This window comes from Paenibacillus sp. SEL1 (assembly GCF_054602535.1).
This window is the reverse complement of the sequence record NZ_CM137723.1, coordinates 3,104,578-3,122,500: the sequence shown is the minus strand read 5'-3', so window position 1 is coordinate 3,122,500 and position 17,923 is coordinate 3,104,578. Positions and strand designations below refer to the sequence as shown.

The following is a 17,923-nucleotide window of genomic DNA, read 5'->3' as shown; positions in this document are numbered from 1 at the left end:
TCCTATCGGCCTCAGCTGGTAAGTTGGTCCTACTAGACCTAACATAAAATAGCTGCCACGGCAACCTTTTTGTTTCAACTTAATGTACCCGTTAGCGTGTCAGTGCGCATTTTAAAATTATTCGAAATACCTTTTAATAGCATTCGAATAAAAGATTTTATCCGTAGTTTTTTCATCAAACAAACGCTGAATCAATTGGATGTTCGCACATACTCAAAAGGTCTTTTTGCTCTTGAATATTATTCTAAGGTATCTGCTCCATCATAAACACTCACTATTCCACTCTATAAGGCTTGTAGAAGGTACGAATTTCTTGGGCTAAAAGCTCTGGCTCTTCCATGGCCGTAAAATGTCCACCACGAGCCATGGTAGTCCAGCGAGTTATATTTAAATTGCGTACTGCCCAGTCTTTTGGTGGTAATACTATATCTGCTGGGAATAATGCAACCCCAGTTGGTACTTTTATATAGCCTAATGACGGCAGAGAATGTGAATTTTCGTAATACATCTGCGTTGACGACCCGATTGTGTTAGTAAGCCAATAAACCATGATATGCGTAATGAGTTCATCTTCGCTAAATCTTTGACGGAGGTCACCTCCACAATCACTCCAAGCTCGGAATTTTTCAATAATCCAACCGGCTAAGCCTGCTGGTGAATCAGAAAGTCCATACGCAAGAGTCTGTGGACGTGTCGATTGTATCGACATGTACCCTCCCTCTAGAGAAAGCCATTCTAATGCTCTTTTCTTGTATTGAAGTTCTTCCTCTGAAAGTTTTACCTGCTCATGGGACGTAAGTAGATCTCTTATGATACCAATATCTGTTAGGTGAATCCCGAATAAAAGTTCAGGATGATTCGATGCCAGATATCTCGTAACTCCGGAACCTATATCCCCACCTGCTGCAGCAAACTTATCGTATCCTAATTCTTTTGTCATTAATTTAGCCCACATCTCGGAAACCTGATAATTGTTGACACCAGGATGGTCAGGAGAGCTAGAGAACGCAAAACCAGGTAATGAAGGGACAATGACATCGAAAGAATCCTTAGGATCACCTCCATAGCTAGCTGGATCTGTAAGAAGAGGAATAATCTTCTGATATCTAAGGTAACTATCTGGCCATCCGTGGGTTAGAATAATGGGCATGGGATTGGGACCCTTTCCGTACTCATGAACAAAGTGCACATCAATTCCATTGATGTTGCAGCGAAACTGGGAAAAACGGTTTAACTGAGATTCTTGTTCGCGCCAATCATACTGTTCTCGCCAATACGAAACAAGGGATTTTAAATAAGTTAAATCAACACCTCGATCCCAGCCTGAGTTTTCCAATTGATCCGGCCAGCGGATGTGGTGTAATCTTCTTTTCAAATCATCAAGGACTTCATCTGCAATGTGAATATGAAAACGTTCAACGGACATTATATTTCTCCTCCTTTTTTGCGCACATCTTAATGATATCCCTTGAACTGCTGTGGTACTATGCTAAAAATCGGGCATCTTTTTCGCCGTGGAGGACTTTAGTAACCTTCCTTATCCTCAACGTTTTACAATTATCTTAATTACTTCATCCTTTTGTTATGATTTCCAATTTCTCAACACCATATCACTTTCCGAAGCGCAAGGTTATTTTCCAACTGGTCCGAGAATACAAACAGGTCTTTCGCTGTTTCAACGCGATCCTCTCTTTTTAAGCGTTCCCCATGTAACCGAAAAAGCATATCCAATTTTATTTGAATGGTTTTTAGACTAATGCAAATGGCATCCGATTTTCTGAATCAGCTGTGCCTCTATTTATTTATCGAGATTACTTCGTCACGCTATCCTGCCCGTTAGATCAATTCAAATTTTGCCCGGACCAGACTTACCCGGGCTTATCACTAAGGGAGGCATGTTTTGGGTTAATGAATGGACAAATCGGAAATAATTCACTCATACCGTCTAAAGGAGGGAACAAATTCATGAATTTTAATGATAATCTATCAGAGCAGAATGCATATTTGAAAGAGCTGAATGCCTTATTTATCCCATTGGACGGAATGGAGAATCTAGACCGCATAGTTAAGGCCATCGGAGATGCAGATATTGTGCTGCTTGGCGAGGCGAGCCATGGGACGTCTGATTTTTACCGAGTTCGGGCCGAGCTTTCGAAGAAGCTAATTGCAAGCAAGGGATTTAACATTATCGGCGTGGAAGGAGACTGGCCCTCTGCTTATCGATTGAACCGGTATGTTAAAGGAATGAAGGGGGCCGATTCTTCGGCAACCGATGCACTGGGTGATTTTACTCGCTGGCCGACCTGGATGTGGGCGAATACGGATATTCGTGATTTCGCGGAGTGGCTGAAGGATTACAATGAGGTAAATCAAGGGGGCGGCAGTGGCTGTCCCAAGGTTGGATTTTATGGCATCGATATGTACTCGTTATGGGAATCGATGGAGGCAATCATCGGTTATTTGGAGGAGACCAAGTCTCCCCAGCTGGAACAGGCCCGCAGGACATATGCCTGTTTTGATCCATATAGCAGGGACCATCAGGCTTATGGCATTGCGGCAGGATTGCTCTCGGAGAGCTGTGAGAAAGAAGTGGTTGAGCTACTGAAGCAGATTCAGAGCCGGCGCATGACGTATCCGGGAAGTGAGGAAGAGCTGAATGCGGAGGTGAACATGCTCGTCACTTCCAGTTCGGAGGCCTATTATCGTACGATGGTCCAGGGAGGCCCGCAGTCCTGGAATATACGGGACAGACATATGGTTGAATCACTGAAGCGAATCATGTCCTATTACGGCGCCTCGGCAAAGGCTATTGTCTGGGAGCATAATACGCATATCGGTGATGCGCGGGCAACGGATATGATGGCTGATGGCATGGTCAATGTGGGTCAGCTGCTGCGGGAGGATCCAGAACATCGTGTGTTTGCTGTTGGCTTCGGGACCTATCAGGGCGAGGTACTGGCCGGAAGAGCTTGGGGAGCTCCGGTTGAGAAAATGACCGTGCCGCCCGGACAGCCAGGAAGCTGGGAGTATTGCATGCACCGGGCGGGAGGCGGCCGGAATGGCGTGGTAATGCTCTCCGATGCATCTTCCATGCTGCATACGGTCATTGGCCACCGTGCCATCGGTGTTGTATATGAGCCTGCTCATGAGCGATTCGGCAATTACGTGCCTTCCAGCATGGCGGATCGTTATGATGCGTTTGTTCATCTCGACCGGACCATCTCCCTTCAGCCACTGCCTATCCTTCAGCCGGTTGCAACGGATGCTTTATTTTCAGAATAACAGCTCGCAAGAACCGTCTGTGGGATGCAGGGTAGCTGGGTATAGTTTACCGTCAGGCTCCGGATTATAATTATAAGACTGGCTCCAATATAAAACAGCGGCAGGCTCAGACTTTGTTTTTATCAGTCTGAGCCTTGGTGAAAAACGTTATCTTCTTTTGATGGAGGGTACGTCAATTCAACTGCTCCCGAATGTAAGGTCTTGGTATAGACATGCTTAAGAGACATCGTCTTGATGTTATCTGTAAACAAACGCTTTCCACTCACCCATATAAACGGAAAGATCATGATCCGAAACTCGTCGACGAGATCATGCTTCATCAGCTTCCTAACTAACTCGCCGCTTCCAAGCACCAAGATGTTACTTCCGGGTTGCTCTTTGAGGTTCAAAACTTCTTCCTTGAGATCCCCTTGAGACGAGGGTTGCGTCCAATTTATCTGGTGTTGCGTTTTCCTTCTTTAAAATGATTCGAGCAAAGAATCCAGTTTCAGAAGTGGAAATTTCTTATCACCCCATTATAATACTTTGATTCAAGAGAGACCCAATCTATTCATGTATGGTTCTCATCTGTGACAAAACTGTCGGATACTAGTTGCTAGTTCTTCCGCATGAGTAAGAACAAGCATATGATCAGCTCCTTTGATTTCGGCAAACCTAATCTCAGGTACACGCTTGAAGTGCTCGGCGATATTATACATATCCGGCCATTCTATTGTTCCTTGTATAAATAACGTACTCGCTGCAATGTTCTCTAAACGTTCAATCGAAGGCGGCTCTGGCCAAAGGACATCAAAGCTCCTCCACTCGGTAAATACCCTTGTCATGTAGTGAGTATGCATTTCACTCAGAAATCTCCGGTGGGGGCTAGCCATCGTAGCCCGATAGATCGGTCCGGCTAAAGACAACTCTACAAGTTTTGAAATATCGGGAGCGGCCGCATTCACCGATGCTATATAATTGGTAAATTCTTGCGAATATGCAAACCCCGTTAATGAAGGGGCAATCACCACTAGCCGCTCAACCATAGAAGGATATGATAACGCAAAATCAGTCGCGACTTGCCCACCGATGGAATGGCCAACAAGTGTGACAAGATCCAGTCCGAGATGTTCGAGAAGTTTGCGCAAATCCTCCACAAGTGAAGTCGGCTCTTGCATAGCAGGCGAGCGGCCGGTTCCTCGACCATCGAAGGTAATGACCTTGAATGATTTTGCCAATTCAGGCACCATATATCTCCATACCCTTGAGTCGACACCTCCCGAGTGAATCATGACTATAGGGACTCCATTCCCTTCGATTTCGTAAAAAAGTTCCACCTTGTTCCCCTCCCCAGTGAGGTAATATTTTCTTGATTAGCATTTTAATCATGACTGAACATACAGTCTATATTAAAAAAAGATATCCACATCGAAAAAAAACAATATCTCATTGAATGCCGCGTGATTTGCGGCTTGGAGAGCTACTTTACGTAAATCAGAAGTTCTTACAAGACTTAAAACACCGAAATCCTTGAGCGGGTAAAACTTACATTGATATGAAGTCACTTTGAATAACTGCCCTTTAGTTGAATAGCGGCGGATATCAAAAGCGAATTCTTCGCTATTACGTGCTAAAAAAATCGGTGATAAAGTTCTCTTTTCTGTAATGTACTCCAGTACTAGTTAATCTATCATTATTTTATATGACAATAACATCAACTTTATAAATGCTTCTTTTGATTTTATGCTTAGTAATTGAGTTGAAGATACCTATTTCCTGTCTTGATGATTAATACAAGTAAATCACGTTTACAAAGGACAAAAGACAGACAGAAGATTATAAATTCACTAACAATTTAGGGTAAACGTAACCTAATTGAAACCGCCCATCCAATAACCGGATGGGCGGTTTTTACATACTACTTTCCTGCTCCTTTATCACCTGCTCAACCCCCAACAGAATCAGCTTCAATCCGAACTCAAACGCTCCGTCGGTCCCCATCAGCTCGAACAGCCCGTTCGTGAACATCCTCCGGAATAGTCCCACTTCTGTCTCGCTCATGGAATTCAGAAGGTGAATCATCTCCTCACCCGGAAGCGCTCCCTGGTCCTTGAGGATAGCGGAGACATTACGCTCATGCTGATAATCGTCTAGGACGAAGTAGGAGACATAGTTCACAAGCGTAGTAACCACTTGTATTTTCTGCTCTTGCTCAAGCGGCGTCGACTCCACGCAGAGTAGCATACGGTTGGTGAACCGGATGATGTCCGGTTCGTGGGGCAGCGTCATCATCATGAGCTGCGTGGAGCAGGGGTACCGGTAGAGCACACTCCGCATCGTTACCGCAAGCCCCGTCAGCTGCTCCTTCCAGTCCCCCTCGGAATGAAACTCCTCCAGAATCATTTTCGATACCTGGTTGGCCAAGCGCTGATAGAGATTCTGCTTGCTCTTGAAGTACCAGTACAAAGAGGGAGCCTGAATCCCTAGCCGGTCGGCCAATCGTCTCATACTGAATTTCTCGATACCCTCCTCTCCAAGAAGCTCCCACGAGGCTTCCAAAATCTTATCCTCCGAAATTTGAGGCTGCTTTTTTTTCATCGGTATCCGCCCTTTTATCTAACAGTGTAAGTTTATGCTTTACAGGTTCATAGGTTCATAGGTTCATGATATCATCTAACACTGTAAGGCACAACCTAACAGTGTTAGACTGAAGGACAAAATAAATAAAGAAAGTAGTGACTCGCATGGATGCAGAAAACCTCCATTACTTTGAAAAAGCACCGGTCGCAAAAGCCGTAGCTCACTTCGCTGTACCGATGATGCTAGGTACGTCAATGAATGTCATCTATTCCATCTTAAATGCCTATTTCCTTGGTACACTGGGCAATACTGCCATGTTAACCGCACTCGCACTAACCTTGCCGTTATTCGCGATCATTATGGCGCTAGGCAACTTGATAGGCATGGGTAGCGGCACATTCATCTCTCGTTTGCTGGGAGAGAAAAAATATGACGATGTGAAGCATGTGTCTTCATTCGCCTTTTACAGCAGTTTAGTTCTCGGTCTTATCGTGATGGCGGTCGGTCTCCCGTTGATCGATCCAATCGTTCATGGCCTCGGGGCAACAACTAGCTCCTTCGGATTCACGAAGGACTATGTCACGATTATGCTTATTGGTTCACCATTCGTCGTATTATTCTTCACGCTAGAGAATATCGTGCGCTCCGAGGGTGCAGCAATCACATCGATGATCGGAATGATTCTCAGTGTTGTCGTGAATATTATTCTCGACGCGCTAGTCATCTTCGTCTTCCATTGGGGCGTGATCGGCGTTGCGTCTGCTACGGTCATCTCTAACTTGGTTGCGAGTGCATTCTACACCTTCCATATGGGATATAAGAGCCAATTCTTAACCGTCTCCGTAAAATGGTTTAAAGCTACCACGGATATTCTGAACAATGTATTCAAAATCGGAGTTCCCGTCTTTGTTATGAGTAGCTTCTTGGGTGCAATGTCGCTCATCTTTAACCATTTTCTTGTCGATTATGGGGATCAGGCCGTAGCGGCTTACGGAATTTCATCACGCTTATTGCAATTTCCTGAGTTTGTTCTGATGGGCTTATGCGAGGGAGTCGTGCCGTTGATTGCCTTCTCTTTTACAGCGAATAAATTACGCATGAAACATACCATTGGATTTACAATCAAAGCTATTGTGGCGTTTGCAATCGTGTTTGGTGTTATCGTCTATCTGATATCCGACCACTTAATTGGTTTATTTACGAGTGACCCGCAATTAATTGAAATGGGTAGCTACATTCTACATGTGACGTTCTTATCCTTGTTCATTACAGGAATGACCTCGCTGTTTACCGGTATCTTTCAAGCAACAGCGCAAGGAACCGCCGCGTTTATTATGTCAGTTATTCAAGGAGTTACTCTGATTCCTGTGTTGTATATTGCTAATCGAATGAACGGATTCCACGGGGTGGTCTGGTCGCTTGTCATTTCGGATGCCGTTGCGTTCCTTGTTGGTGCCACCATGCTGTATGTTCTGCGGACCAAATTGCAGCCGGATTTGGATAATTTAGTACAGTAAAAAACATATAACACGCAAGAAGGCAGGATAGGACACTCCCCGACCCTGTCTTCTCGGTGGGGTAGAACTGTACTAACCTAAACTGCCCGTTAGTTTAACCTTCATTTGTAGTGCCTTATTCCGACTATTCTCTACGAGCTATACGAAACCCTTGATCGGGACCAAAGCCATTCGCATCGAACTTGCCTCGGAATGATATCTCGTTGTTGCTGACGTTGCCGGACATATCGTATATTCCTAACTCGTTGGGTTTCTGGGTACCTATTGATTTTGTTTTATTATTGTTGCTCTCGATGATAGGCCAGTTCCAGTCTCCAGATAAGTATTTGTCTCCGGCATTTTTCCAATACCATGCGACCTCGTCGGCATTATTGCTTCCGCTGTATGTGTAGCCCTTGCTCGCCTGACCTCCGCCTGCTGCATATTCCCACTTTACTTCTGTAGGCAATCGGTAACTGTTAGCTCCCTCGTTGATCGTTGCTGTCCATTTTATATTATCGTTATCATTCTTATTGTCGCTATTAAAATAAACATTAATAGCTTTCTCATGGATAGATATCCTTTAAGCTGATAGGAAAAATAGTAGGCCGTGATGGCCTGCAACTCGCCTCCAGCAGCGTCGAAGGCCGTTCGCCTGGCAGGAAACGGCCTTCAACGCATCCGCACTGACGGATAGACTGGAGGGGAACGGTCATCGGCCTGTCTACAATACTTAGGGCTCGGTGAGTCCTCCATGATCGATTCATTTAAACCCTATCTATCAGACAGCTCTCAAAACCCGCTTATCCCGTGAGACAGTCCCAACCGCGCCTGTTCGTTGAACAGCTTGCAGTTGAGTGGTTACCACACCGTTACGTTAGAGCTCCCGCTACTCTGATACCCCTCTGTCGCCAACACCTGGTAAGACCAGTTACTTCCCAGATTCATTCCTTTGCTCGCCCATGCTTTCACGTGGTTGCTGAAAGTGATTGTGGAGTTGCCCCCGGTCGGTCTCTTCGACTGTCGAACACTCCAGTACTGAATAAACGTCGTTTTTTCGCCTTCAATGGAAGGTGCGTCGTATCGCATTGTTGTGTAGATATCATATGTGCCCCCATCACTGGTCACCGTACCTTTATACGTTCCGGTAGGTCGATAAGTACCCCAGCTATCAACGACGTAATATTCGATGAGTGAGTTTCTCGTCCACCCGTAGAGAGCCAAATATCCATTACCGGACGGCGCCCAGACACCGGCATTGTAGTTGATCGTTCTGTTTGGCGATCCAGTAGTCCAGCCTTTGCCGACAACAAAATTCCCGGTATCCTTCCATGTTACGCTGTAATTACCGCCTGATCCATTAACAGCATTGACCGTCCCACCGCCATCGGTCCAATTTTGCCAATAGTCTGTCGCTGCACTTGAGGTTGTTGCAAACAACCCAAAACTCATGGAAGCTGCAAGAACTACCGTCATCATTTTCTTACTAAAATTAAACATACTCTACCTCCTAAAATTTTTGTGTTTGTCCCTACACTTGCTTGTTGGTTGGTTCTCTTTGCAGTATATCATCTATACGTTCCATATTCCGTATTTTTTTACTTTAACCTCCTTTCTAAGTGAAATTATAGAATAATAGCGTTTGCATATAAACCTAGCAAATTAAAGCTTTAACTCTATTATGTTTAGCTTTCTTTGAATTTTATAGAATAATTCCAGTATTACAGCGATGGGAAGCAACACCCGGCAGCGTAGTGGCGCCTCATGTACATTTACAACTCAGCTTATATACTAAAAAAACTTTATGCAAATAACGCATAAATATCAATATGCATCCATCACATGCTGTAAAATGTGCTTGGGTGATTAGCAGTGCATAATGGGAATTCTCGATTCACGTGAGGACAAACACTTAACTTTTCATAGGAGGTATGATAAAAAATGATTTTGGAGGATATGTATTATGGGAAATGGCGTCCTAGTGAACAGATAAATTCAACCGACCCTGAATCTCAAAAAGTGAATCAAAAAATTAGTGATCTCATGGAGATGTTGAAAAGCAAATTACCAGCAGTCGAGTTTGAGTCAATTGAAGTCATGTTTGATTTATTAAGCGAGTCAACTTCCCTGCACTCCGCAGCAGCATTCATTCACGGGTACCGGGCGGGGGCATTAACGATGATTGAAGTATTTAGCGAGGACAAAGAAATTGTTGATCCTAATAGATAGATAATGGAGGAGTTATGGTGGTGAGCCCGCTACGCATGCAGATTGTTCTTCCGATCGCTGTTATCCCTAGATTTCTCCTCAGTAGAATATAAACTTAAAGGTAAAATCCAGGGATAGCTGAACGAATGGAGTACTTTAAGAGAATTTCAGACGAATGGAGGGGCTCCTAGCCTCTTCCTGCGCCCAGCGCATTCATCAAGAACTCATAAATTTCCAGTTCGTTGATTTTATCGCCATCGGTCACTATGTTATGCTGAACTTGCAGTCCGTTCTTGAACACGGTGAACATCCGAGCTGTCCTGTCCGCATCGATTGAAACAGGGATAGCTCCATTCTGCTGTCCGACTTCGATCCACGTTTTGGCAGTGAGGATAGATGCTTCATGATAACGTTTCAGAATGCCAGCCACGGCGGGCTTATCCTGTTGGCTGAGTAGATAAATAAAAATCAGGCTGGCAGCGCTGTCCCCACTACCGATGTTACGAAGCCGTTCAGTTAAGGTGTTAAGCGGGGATTTGATTCCTTCTGGTCCTGCGGGAGTCCGGGCGACAGATTCAAAAAAGCGCTGATTGGTTTTCTCCATTCCCGCCTCCAGAATCATACCGAACAATTCATCTTTGCTTTTGACATAATGGTAAATGGCTCCTTTAGTCAGTCCGCTGCGATCCGCAATATCCTGTAGTGTCGTCGCCCGACAGCCTTTCTCCATAATCATCTTTTCGGCAATCTCAAGCAGCTTTTTTAGACTGTCGTTCATCGCTTTATCTTGCATAATCTTTTACCTCCCGTTTGTCTGTCTTTTTATTCGTCTAATGAAGCTCATATTCCACCAAATCGTCAATCCAATAAGCCCATAGGTGAAGAACGGCGATACGACCAGAAAGGTCGATATCGACAGGGAATACACCAGCACTACTTTGATGAAGGCTTCCAACAGCAGGCTAAATCCCCACACCGCCGTTATCAGGCGAAAGTTAAACCGATAGCGCGGAAGTCCCTCCCATTTATCGTTCATCTGAGGATCATGGCCTGTAAATCTCTCGGCAAAATAATAAATCAATGGTCGGCCAAAAAACAGCGAGCCTAGAAACACCATTCCCATAATACCAGTTACATAAGACTCACGCAGCAAAATGAAGCGTTCGTCACCGCCCAAGAGAACGGCCACGACGCCAAGAATCAGGCCGAGAAAGATGAAACCGGAGAACGCATCCGCCTTGCGCGTCCGTATAAGGCTGTAGAGCGAGTCGCATAGCGGTACGAGGGCAGCGATGGACAGAGCGATCAGACTGCTTGTGTGCGGAATTAACAAACGGTAAGCCAGATAAGGCAGTAAAATATTGATGATTAACGTAAAGATGATTTCGTTGCGAGATTTATTCATGGTCGATTCATCCTCTCATGGTTCAAAACCTACCTTCGGTAGGTATCTTTCATTTTACATACCTTCGGTAGGTATGTAAAGATTAAAAATAATAATCTGTATACGAACCTCAATCTACATATTGCCCAAATGTGGCTACACAGTTCGCATACTCTATGACTACAAAAAGGAGATGGCATTTGCCATCTCCCTTGCTTTTATTCTTCCCTCATACTTCCTGCTTAAAAACATATTGCTCACGGACACACACTCTAACAAGCAACTATATTTTTAATCCCCCACCCGATTCAAAAACACCTTCGTCCGTTCCAGCTGAGGATTGCCAAAAATCTGCTCTGGTGTACCGGATTCTGCAATTTCGCCATTATCCATAAAAATGACACGATCCGCCACATCTCTCGCAAAGTTCATCTCGTGGGTCACGATGACCATCGTCATATGTTCCTCAGCCAGCTTTTTGATAACTCGCAGCACCTCACCCGTCAGCTCGGGATCAAGGGCCGAAGTTGGCTCATCAAACAGTAAAATATCAGGGTTCATCATCATTGCCCGGGCAATCGCCACGCGCTGCTTCTGCCCTCCCGACAGTCGGGATGGATACGCATCTGCTTTATCTGCCAAACCGACTTTAGTCAGCAACTCAGCGCTTTGACGACGTAGCTCAGCCTTGCTCACCTTCTTCACCAGCTTCGGAGCCAGCTCCAGATTATCCTGCACCGTCAAGTGAGGGAACAGATTAAAATGCTGGAACACCATGCCCATACCGGTGGTAATGCCCTTAATGTCGCCTGCCGGAGCGTACTGACCGTTTTCCACCAGTGCTTTATCATGAATGCGGATCGTCCCGCCTGTCACATCTTCCAGGTGTACCAAACTACGGAGCATGGTACTTTTTCCTGAACCTGAAGGACCGATGACGGCTACAACCTCGCCGGCTTTAACGTTAAAGCTCACTCTTTTCAGAACGTCGAGCTTGCCGAATGATTTTTTCAAATCGGTTACTTCTATTGCGTTAGTATTCATATCCCGACATTCCTTTTACTCGAATTTAAAACGTTTTTCCAGCGCCCTGAAGAATAGCGTCAGCACCAAAGCTAACAACAAATAAATAACCGCCGCTACAACATAAGGTACAATCGAGAAATCACGGTTTACAGCCGTATTGGCAAAATGCAGCAGTTCTGGTACCGCTACTGCATACAGTAGTGCCGTATCTTTTACCAGTGTTGTCGCTTCATTGGTCACCGCAGGCAAAGCAATCCGTACCATTTGCGGCACAATGACTCTAATCAGCGTCTGCGACTTGCTCAAGCCCAGCACTTGCGAAGCCTCGTATTGCCCTTTATCAATCGACAACATCCCGCCTCTAAAAATTTCTGCAAAATAAGCCGCATAATTCAGTACAAACGCCAGTACCGCAGCCGTTGTCCGGTCCAATACCAGATACTCCCCAATGACAGGCAACATCGGCAGACCAAAACAAAAGAACAATAATTGCAGCAATAGCGGCGTACCGCGTATAACATAAATGTACGTATGCATCAGCCAGGCGATTGGCTTAATCCGGCTTTTGGCCAGCAACGTAACGATAAAACCCAATGGAATAGACAAGATGAGCGTGATGAAAAATAAAATAACCGTCATCTGTGCCCCTTCAAGCATAGGCTTCATAATTCGCAAAATATATTCCATACTCATGACCTTCGACTCCTAAACCCTTAGTTCAATACACTACATATTAATTTAATACTTTATCTTCACCAAACCACTTTTTCGAAATTTCAGCAGCTTTTCCGTTCTTGTGCAGCTCATCCAAAGCAGATTGCAGCTGCGTCAACAGCTCTTCATTTCCTTTTTTCACGCCGATGCCGTATTCCTCAGGGGCCAATGATTCATCAAGCAGCTTATACGTCCCTTGTTCCTTCGACATATAATACTTGGCAACGACTTCATCAATGACAACCGCATCCAGACGTCCGGTTTTCAAGTCTGTCAAAGCGAGAACATTATCCGGGAACTCGGACACTTGCTTCAATTTACTTTTGATCGGATTTGCATCCAATGCATCGGCTGCTGAAGACAGCGTCTGGAGTCCGACCGTTTTGCCCGTCAGATCAGCCAGCTTGGAAAGACTGGAAGTAGCCGGAATGACAATCACCTGACTGTTTTTCAGATATGGCTTCGTGAACAGCACTTTTTCCTTACGCTCATCCGTAATGGTGTATCCATTCCAAATGAGATCAATACGTCCGCTGTTCAGCTCGGATTCTTTGGCAGACCAGTCAATCGGCTGAAATTCCACCTGTTTACCCATTTGTTCCCCGGCCGCTTTCGCATAATCAATATCAAAGCCGGTCAGCTCGTTATTTTCATCTCTAAAGCCCATCGGGGCGAATTTATCATCAATTCCAATAATCAATTTACTGTCATCCTTACCACCGGAACATCCGGCCAACACGATCATCATCAATCCAATTAACATCGTAAACATGGCTGCTTTTCTCATCTTATTCCCCTCCAACAATGGTGACCCCCGTATCCAAGAACAGGTGGCAAACGCTTTAGTTCGTTAACACGTTATCAGAGTATCATCATAACATACCGCAGGATACTCGTCGAGAGGAATAAGCGGAATCTTAGCCTTATATAAATGGAAAACCTGTGACGAAAATTTGACCTGTGTTCTATAATGTAAAACTTACCTTGACATGTCACCTAAACCGTCTTATCATTTCCTAGTATTCTTATATACTTTTATTTATTTTAAAATTTCAACAGCAATAGTATGTAAATCAGCTTGATAGACAGGAGAAATAAAGCCCCATGTACATTTTAAAACGTCTCTTTACGATGTTCATTACGTTGTGGATTATCGTCACTTTAACGTTTATCATCATGCACATCATTCCGGGTGATCCGTTCTCGAACGATTCCAAAACCATTCCGGAAGCGGTATTGCATAATATGCGTGCCAGGTACAATCTGGACAAGCCGCTCGCTGTGCAGTATGTGTTGTATCTCAAAAATCTGCTAGTGCTGGACATGGGCCCGTCTATTCAATCGAAAACGACGGACGTCAATATGCTCATTGCCCGAGGTTTTCCACCTTCTGCATTGCTGGGTATTCAATCCATCGTGGTCGCAATTATTGCCGGTATTTCGCTCGGAACGCTGGCTGCTCTACACCATAATCGACCACTGGATTATATCTCGATGTTTATCGCGATTGTTGGTATTTCCGTACCCAGCTTCATATTGGCACCGCTGTTAATCAAGTATGTTGCCGTCCAATGGCATCTGCTTCCGGTCGCCTCATGGGGAACCTGGCAGCATACGGTACTTCCGTCGCTGGCTCTCGCTGTTTCACCGCTTGCCGTTATCGCCCGTTTTATGCGGACGAGTATGCTGGAAGTCATGCATGAGGAGTACATACGCACTGCCAAAGCGAAAGGGTTGTCCTCTTGGGCAGTAGTCCTTCGTCACGGATTACGCAATGCGTTGATTCCGGTGCTTTCCTTTATCGGACCGCTATTCGCTTCCGTCATTACAGGTACCTTTGTCGTTGAAAAAATATTCGCCATTCCCGGCATCGGTAAATACTTCGTAGATAGTATCTTTAACCGGGATTATCCAGTGATTATGGGGACGACCATTTTCTACAGTGCCATTCTGGTCGTCACTTTATTTTTAATTGATATTTCCTATCGCCTTGTCGATCCACGAATTAAATTAGTCAGCAAAGGAGATTAACATGAAAGCAGCACCTACTGTCGAAAAGGACAGCCTGTTCAGTCTTGTAGATCGTAGCCAGATCCCCACCCCTACGTTGACCAGACCCAAAGAATCACCCTGGCGAGATCGGCTACGCAGACTTTTTAACAACAAGCTTGCTCTGTTGGGGCTTTCCCTACTAATCATGATTATTGTGCTGGCGATTGTTGGACCTTCCATGGTTCCCTATGCACCCAGTGATCAATCCCTTTTGAAAACGAATCTCTCTCCTTCGAAAGAGCATTGGTTTGGCACGGATGATCTGGGGAGGGACGTATGGGCACGGACATGGGCCGGAGCTAGAATTTCACTCATGATCGGCTTTGCCGCTGCCGCCATTGATTTGGTACTTGGTATTCTCGTCGGCTGCATTGCTGGCTATTGTGCCGGGCACGGCAAAACGGGCGACCGAATCGACAATGTCCTAATGCGTATTATTGAAATTCTGTACAGTATTCCTTATCTGCTGGTCATCATTCTGCTGCTCGTCATTATGAAGCCGGGACTGCTCACGATGATTATTGCATTATCCATTACTGGCTGGGTCGGTATGGCCCGTGTAGTGCGTGGGCAAATCTTACAGCTGAAGCAGCAAGAATATGTGTTAGCAGCCCGTAGCTTGGGGACATCTCATTCGCGTATTATCTTCAGACATTTGCTACCAAACGCAGCGGCAATCATTATCGTGAATTTGACGTTCACTATTCCGTCGGCTATTTTTGCCGAATCATTCCTGAGCTTTCTCGGTCTGGGGATTCAGTCTCCTTCGGCCAGCTGGGGGACGATGGCTAACGATTCACTTGGCGTTATTTTAAGCGGTCAATGGTGGCGCCTATTTTTCCCCGGGCTGATGATATCGCTCACCATGCTGGCGTTCAATACACTTGGAGACGGGCTTCAGGATGCACTTGACCCGCGCTCACAACATTAACAATGTAGAGATCGAAATTGGACAAGGAGGGGTGTCACCATGATCCGCAGCTTCTTGCCTAACCGCAGGAAAAACGGCAATTCCTTTATCGAAGTGCGCACACGCGGCATACCTGCGGGAAAGGAGGATGAATAACCCCCGATATGGTGTACCTTATTTTTGGCATAACTAATCACAGTAATGGAGGAAAACCACGATGAAAAAAATGCATTGGATGACGATCATCTTACTTTTGGCCGTAACGGCTTTGGCTGGATGCTCTGGCACCACGGACAAAACAGCAAGCAACGACCCGTCCGCTGCGCCTCAAGCAGATATCCCGCAAGAAATTACTGCCAACCTGGCAGGTGGAGAGCCTTATACGCTAGACCCTGCTTTCGCATCAGATACAACGTCCTACTTTGTAATTGATAACTTGTACGAAGGGCTATATACATACGATAAGGCCGGTAAAATCGTAGAAGGCGCTGCCAGCAAAGTAGACGTATCTCCTGACGGTAAAACCTACACCTTTACGATCCGTGACGGCGCAAAATGGTCGAATGGTGACCCACTGACAGCTAAGGATTTTGAATACTCCTGGAAACGGGTACTGAATCCGAAAACAGCTGCCTACGATCCTTCTGCCCTCTACTACATCAAAGGTGCCGAAGCTTACAACACAGGCAAAGGTAAAATTGAAGACGTGGGTGTTACAGCCAAAGATGATAAAACTCTGGTAGTTGAGCTGAAATCACCGCTGAGCTTCTTCCCAACGATCGCAGTGGGTCATGCCTATCTGCCAGTAAACCAATCGGTTGTTGAGAAAAATGACAAATGGGCAGCAGAAGCGGGCACAATGGTCGGCAACGGTGCGTATGTAGCCAAGGAATGGAAACATAACGAGCAGATTACGCTGGCGAAAAACGATCAATTCTGGAACAAAGATGCCATTACAATGGCAACGATTAATTTTAAAATGGTTCAAGACTCCACAACTTATTATCAAATGTATAAAACGGGCGATCTGGATCTGATTTTGAGCCTTCCCGTAGATACCCTGGATCAGGAAAAGAGCAACAAGGAATTCCTGTCGCATCCATCTTTCAGTGTGTATACCTATTCTTTTAACGTAAAACAAAAGCCGTTTGACAATAAAAAAATCAGACAGGCCATTGCCTACGCGATTGACCGCGAAGCACTGGCTACCAGCGTAACCAAAGGTGGCGAAACTCCGGCTTACGGTTATGTTCCATACGGAACAACAACGCCATCCGGCAAGGACTTCCGTGATGAAGCACCGAAAAAATACTATGAGTTTGACGCTGCGAAAGCGAAGCAATTGCTGGCCGAAGGTCTGAAAGAAGAAGGTTTGACCCAGCTGCCACCGATTACCTTTAAATACAACACTTCGGACAAGCATAAAAAAGTAGCTGAAGCGATTCAGGAAATGCTGAAAACGAACCTGGGCGTTGCAGTGACGCTGGAGAATCAAGAATGGAAAACGTACATTGATACCTTTAAACAAAAGAACTTCCAGATCGCTCGTATGGGCTGGGAAGGAAACTTCCTGGATCCACTCGGCGTATTGGGGCATTATACTTCCAAAAATTCGAACAACTTTACCAACTGGAGCAACCCGGAGTATGACAAACTGATCGAATCCTCAACCTTTGAGCTTGATCCGGCAAAACGCTTTGAACAGCTTCATCAGGCAGAAGACGTATTGATGGAAGATCTGCCGATTATTCCGATCCAGTTCTCTGCGGACACTGCATTAATCAGCCCTAAGATTCAAGGTATCGTATTTGATGCTCGTTCGAACCCAGACCTGCGCTTTGCGAAACGGGTCGAAAAATAATGATTTTACGTTTCGGGCTCACTGCCCTGATTGTCGGTACTTTAGGATTTCTGTACGCCATCCCCCATCTCTTGTATGGTCGTGAAAACATGGCTACTGCAAATCTGCTATTCCTGTTGGGGTTGCTGGGCTTGGTGATCGGTGCAATCTCCCACGTTCTGCAAAGTGGTTTTCTAACCCTCTTCCTGCGGGGATTTGCCGACATCAGACAGTTGTTCATTCGTCAATCCAAGGCATTGCAGGAGGAAAATGAACGTTTGCGTTCCGATGAATCTCTGTCAGCCTGGAAAACATCCATGATCCGCCACCTTAAGGTATATACTTCGGGGTGCGGGGCGGGGCTTATCCTTTGCTCGATGATATTAATGGGGATAAGTTAGGGGGGTATGAGAAGCTTTCTTGCGGTTGATGGGCGCTGCGCGTGCAGATTG

Annotated in this window: 17 protein-coding genes and 2 pseudogenes; 7 read left to right on the top strand and 12 right to left on the bottom strand. The window is 45.4% G+C overall.

All coding sequences use genetic code 11. The annotated features are described in order from the left end of the window. Positions 1–117 precede the first annotated feature (117 nt). Positions 118–236: pseudogene (locus ACYCSE_RS14160) on the bottom strand (amidohydrolase family protein); the annotation flags it as partial. Between the two features lie 38 nt (positions 237–274). Next, positions 275–1,426, bottom strand: coding sequence for an epoxide hydrolase family protein (locus ACYCSE_RS14155; protein WP_069291225.1), 1,152 nt, complete (start codon positions 1,424–1,426; stop codon positions 275–277). A 539-nt stretch (positions 1,427–1,965) separates the two neighbouring features. Here ACYCSE_RS14155 and ACYCSE_RS14150 point away from each other — a divergent pair. Further along, the gene (locus tag ACYCSE_RS14150; RefSeq protein ID WP_322176398.1) at positions 1,966–3,282 is read left to right on the top strand and encodes an erythromycin esterase family protein; all 1,317 of its coding nucleotides are present in this window, start codon (positions 1,966–1,968) and stop codon (positions 3,280–3,282) included. Between the two features lie 122 nt (positions 3,283–3,404). Here the strand turns inward: ACYCSE_RS14150 and ACYCSE_RS14145 are convergent, their stop codons facing one another. The 3 genes from ACYCSE_RS14145 to ACYCSE_RS14135 form a co-directional block, all read right to left on the bottom strand. After that, entirely contained in the window at positions 3,405–3,671 is a 267-nt protein-coding gene (locus tag ACYCSE_RS14145; protein ID WP_061831736.1) for a dihydrofolate reductase family protein, read from the bottom strand. 174 nt (positions 3,672–3,845) lie between these two features. Then, positions 3,846–4,598 (bottom strand): alpha/beta fold hydrolase, encoded by a 753-nt coding sequence (locus ACYCSE_RS14140; protein WP_459698450.1) that lies wholly within the window; start codon positions 4,596–4,598, stop codon positions 3,846–3,848. A gap of 574 nt (positions 4,599–5,172) precedes the next feature. After that, entirely contained in the window at positions 5,173–5,859 is a 687-nt protein-coding gene (locus ACYCSE_RS14135; RefSeq protein WP_235307428.1) for a TetR/AcrR family transcriptional regulator, read from the bottom strand. Between the two features lie 146 nt (positions 5,860–6,005). Between ACYCSE_RS14135 and ACYCSE_RS14130 the strand changes: the two genes are divergently transcribed. Then, positions 6,006–7,358, top strand: a complete 1,353-nt coding sequence (locus ACYCSE_RS14130) for an MATE family efflux transporter (RefSeq protein ID WP_459698449.1) — start codon at positions 6,006–6,008, stop codon at positions 7,356–7,358. Positions 7,359–7,482: 124 nt separating this feature from the next. On the opposite strand, the pseudogene ACYCSE_RS14125 reads toward ACYCSE_RS14130, so the two are convergent. Both ACYCSE_RS14125 and ACYCSE_RS14120 read right to left on the bottom strand, forming a co-directional pair. Further along, positions 7,483–7,875 (bottom strand): annotated as a pseudogene (locus ACYCSE_RS14125) (SUMF1/EgtB/PvdO family nonheme iron enzyme); the annotation flags it as partial. Positions 7,876–8,198: 323 nt separating this feature from the next. Beyond that, positions 8,199–8,837, bottom strand: coding sequence for a glycoside hydrolase family 11 protein (locus ACYCSE_RS14120; RefSeq protein ID WP_061831741.1), 639 nt, complete (start codon positions 8,835–8,837; stop codon positions 8,199–8,201). Positions 8,838–9,278: 441 nt separating this feature from the next. Between ACYCSE_RS14120 and ACYCSE_RS14115 the strand changes: the two genes are divergently transcribed. Continuing rightward, positions 9,279–9,566, top strand: coding sequence for a DUF6809 family protein (locus tag ACYCSE_RS14115; protein ID WP_039272531.1), 288 nt, complete (start codon positions 9,279–9,281; stop codon positions 9,564–9,566). Between the two features lie 166 nt (positions 9,567–9,732). Here ACYCSE_RS14115 and ACYCSE_RS14110 read toward each other — a convergent pair whose 3' ends face one another. The 5 genes from ACYCSE_RS14110 to ACYCSE_RS14090 form a co-directional block, all read right to left on the bottom strand. After that, positions 9,733–10,338: a TetR/AcrR family transcriptional regulator gene (locus ACYCSE_RS14110; protein ID WP_069291221.1), complete on the bottom strand. Its 606-nt coding sequence runs from the start codon at positions 10,336–10,338 to the stop codon at positions 9,733–9,735. 6 nt (positions 10,339–10,344) lie between these two features. After that, entirely contained in the window at positions 10,345–10,950 is a 606-nt protein-coding gene (locus ACYCSE_RS14105) for a VC0807 family protein (RefSeq protein ID WP_061831743.1), read from the bottom strand. A gap of 270 nt (positions 10,951–11,220) precedes the next feature. After that, positions 11,221–11,973 carry an amino acid ABC transporter ATP-binding protein gene (locus tag ACYCSE_RS14100; RefSeq protein ID WP_459698448.1) on the bottom strand — a complete coding sequence of 251 codons (753 nt, stop codon included), beginning with the start codon at positions 11,971–11,973 and terminating at the stop codon, positions 11,221–11,223. Positions 11,974–11,988: 15 nt separating this feature from the next. Beyond that, complete coding sequence (locus ACYCSE_RS14095; RefSeq protein WP_023987212.1) at positions 11,989–12,648, bottom strand: amino acid ABC transporter permease; 660 nt, start codon at positions 12,646–12,648, stop codon at positions 11,989–11,991. Positions 12,649–12,688: 40 nt separating this feature from the next. Continuing rightward, on the bottom strand, positions 12,689–13,456 hold the full coding sequence (locus ACYCSE_RS14090) for an amino acid ABC transporter substrate-binding protein (RefSeq protein WP_028542078.1): 768 nt from the start codon (positions 13,454–13,456) through the stop codon (positions 12,689–12,691). A 317-nt stretch (positions 13,457–13,773) separates the two neighbouring features. Between ACYCSE_RS14090 and ACYCSE_RS14085 the strand changes: the two genes are divergently transcribed. From ACYCSE_RS14085 to ACYCSE_RS14070, 4 genes are all read left to right on the top strand, one after another. Beyond that, positions 13,774–14,700, top strand: a complete 927-nt coding sequence (locus ACYCSE_RS14085) for an ABC transporter permease (protein WP_459698447.1) — start codon at positions 13,774–13,776, stop codon at positions 14,698–14,700. Between the two features lies 1 nt (position 14,701). Continuing rightward, a complete protein-coding gene (locus tag ACYCSE_RS14080) occupies positions 14,702–15,652 on the top strand; it encodes an ABC transporter permease (RefSeq protein WP_459698446.1) in 951 nt (316 codons plus the stop codon). 196 nt (positions 15,653–15,848) lie between these two features. Beyond that, complete coding sequence (locus tag ACYCSE_RS14075) at positions 15,849–17,492, top strand: peptide ABC transporter substrate-binding protein (RefSeq protein ID WP_442436421.1); 1,644 nt, start codon at positions 15,849–15,851, stop codon at positions 17,490–17,492. Then, entirely contained in the window at positions 17,492–17,872 is a 381-nt protein-coding gene (locus ACYCSE_RS14070) for a DUF3899 domain-containing protein (protein WP_459698445.1), read from the top strand. The genes ACYCSE_RS14075 and ACYCSE_RS14070 overlap by 1 nt, the downstream gene beginning before the upstream one ends. Positions 17,873–17,923 lie beyond the last annotated feature (51 nt).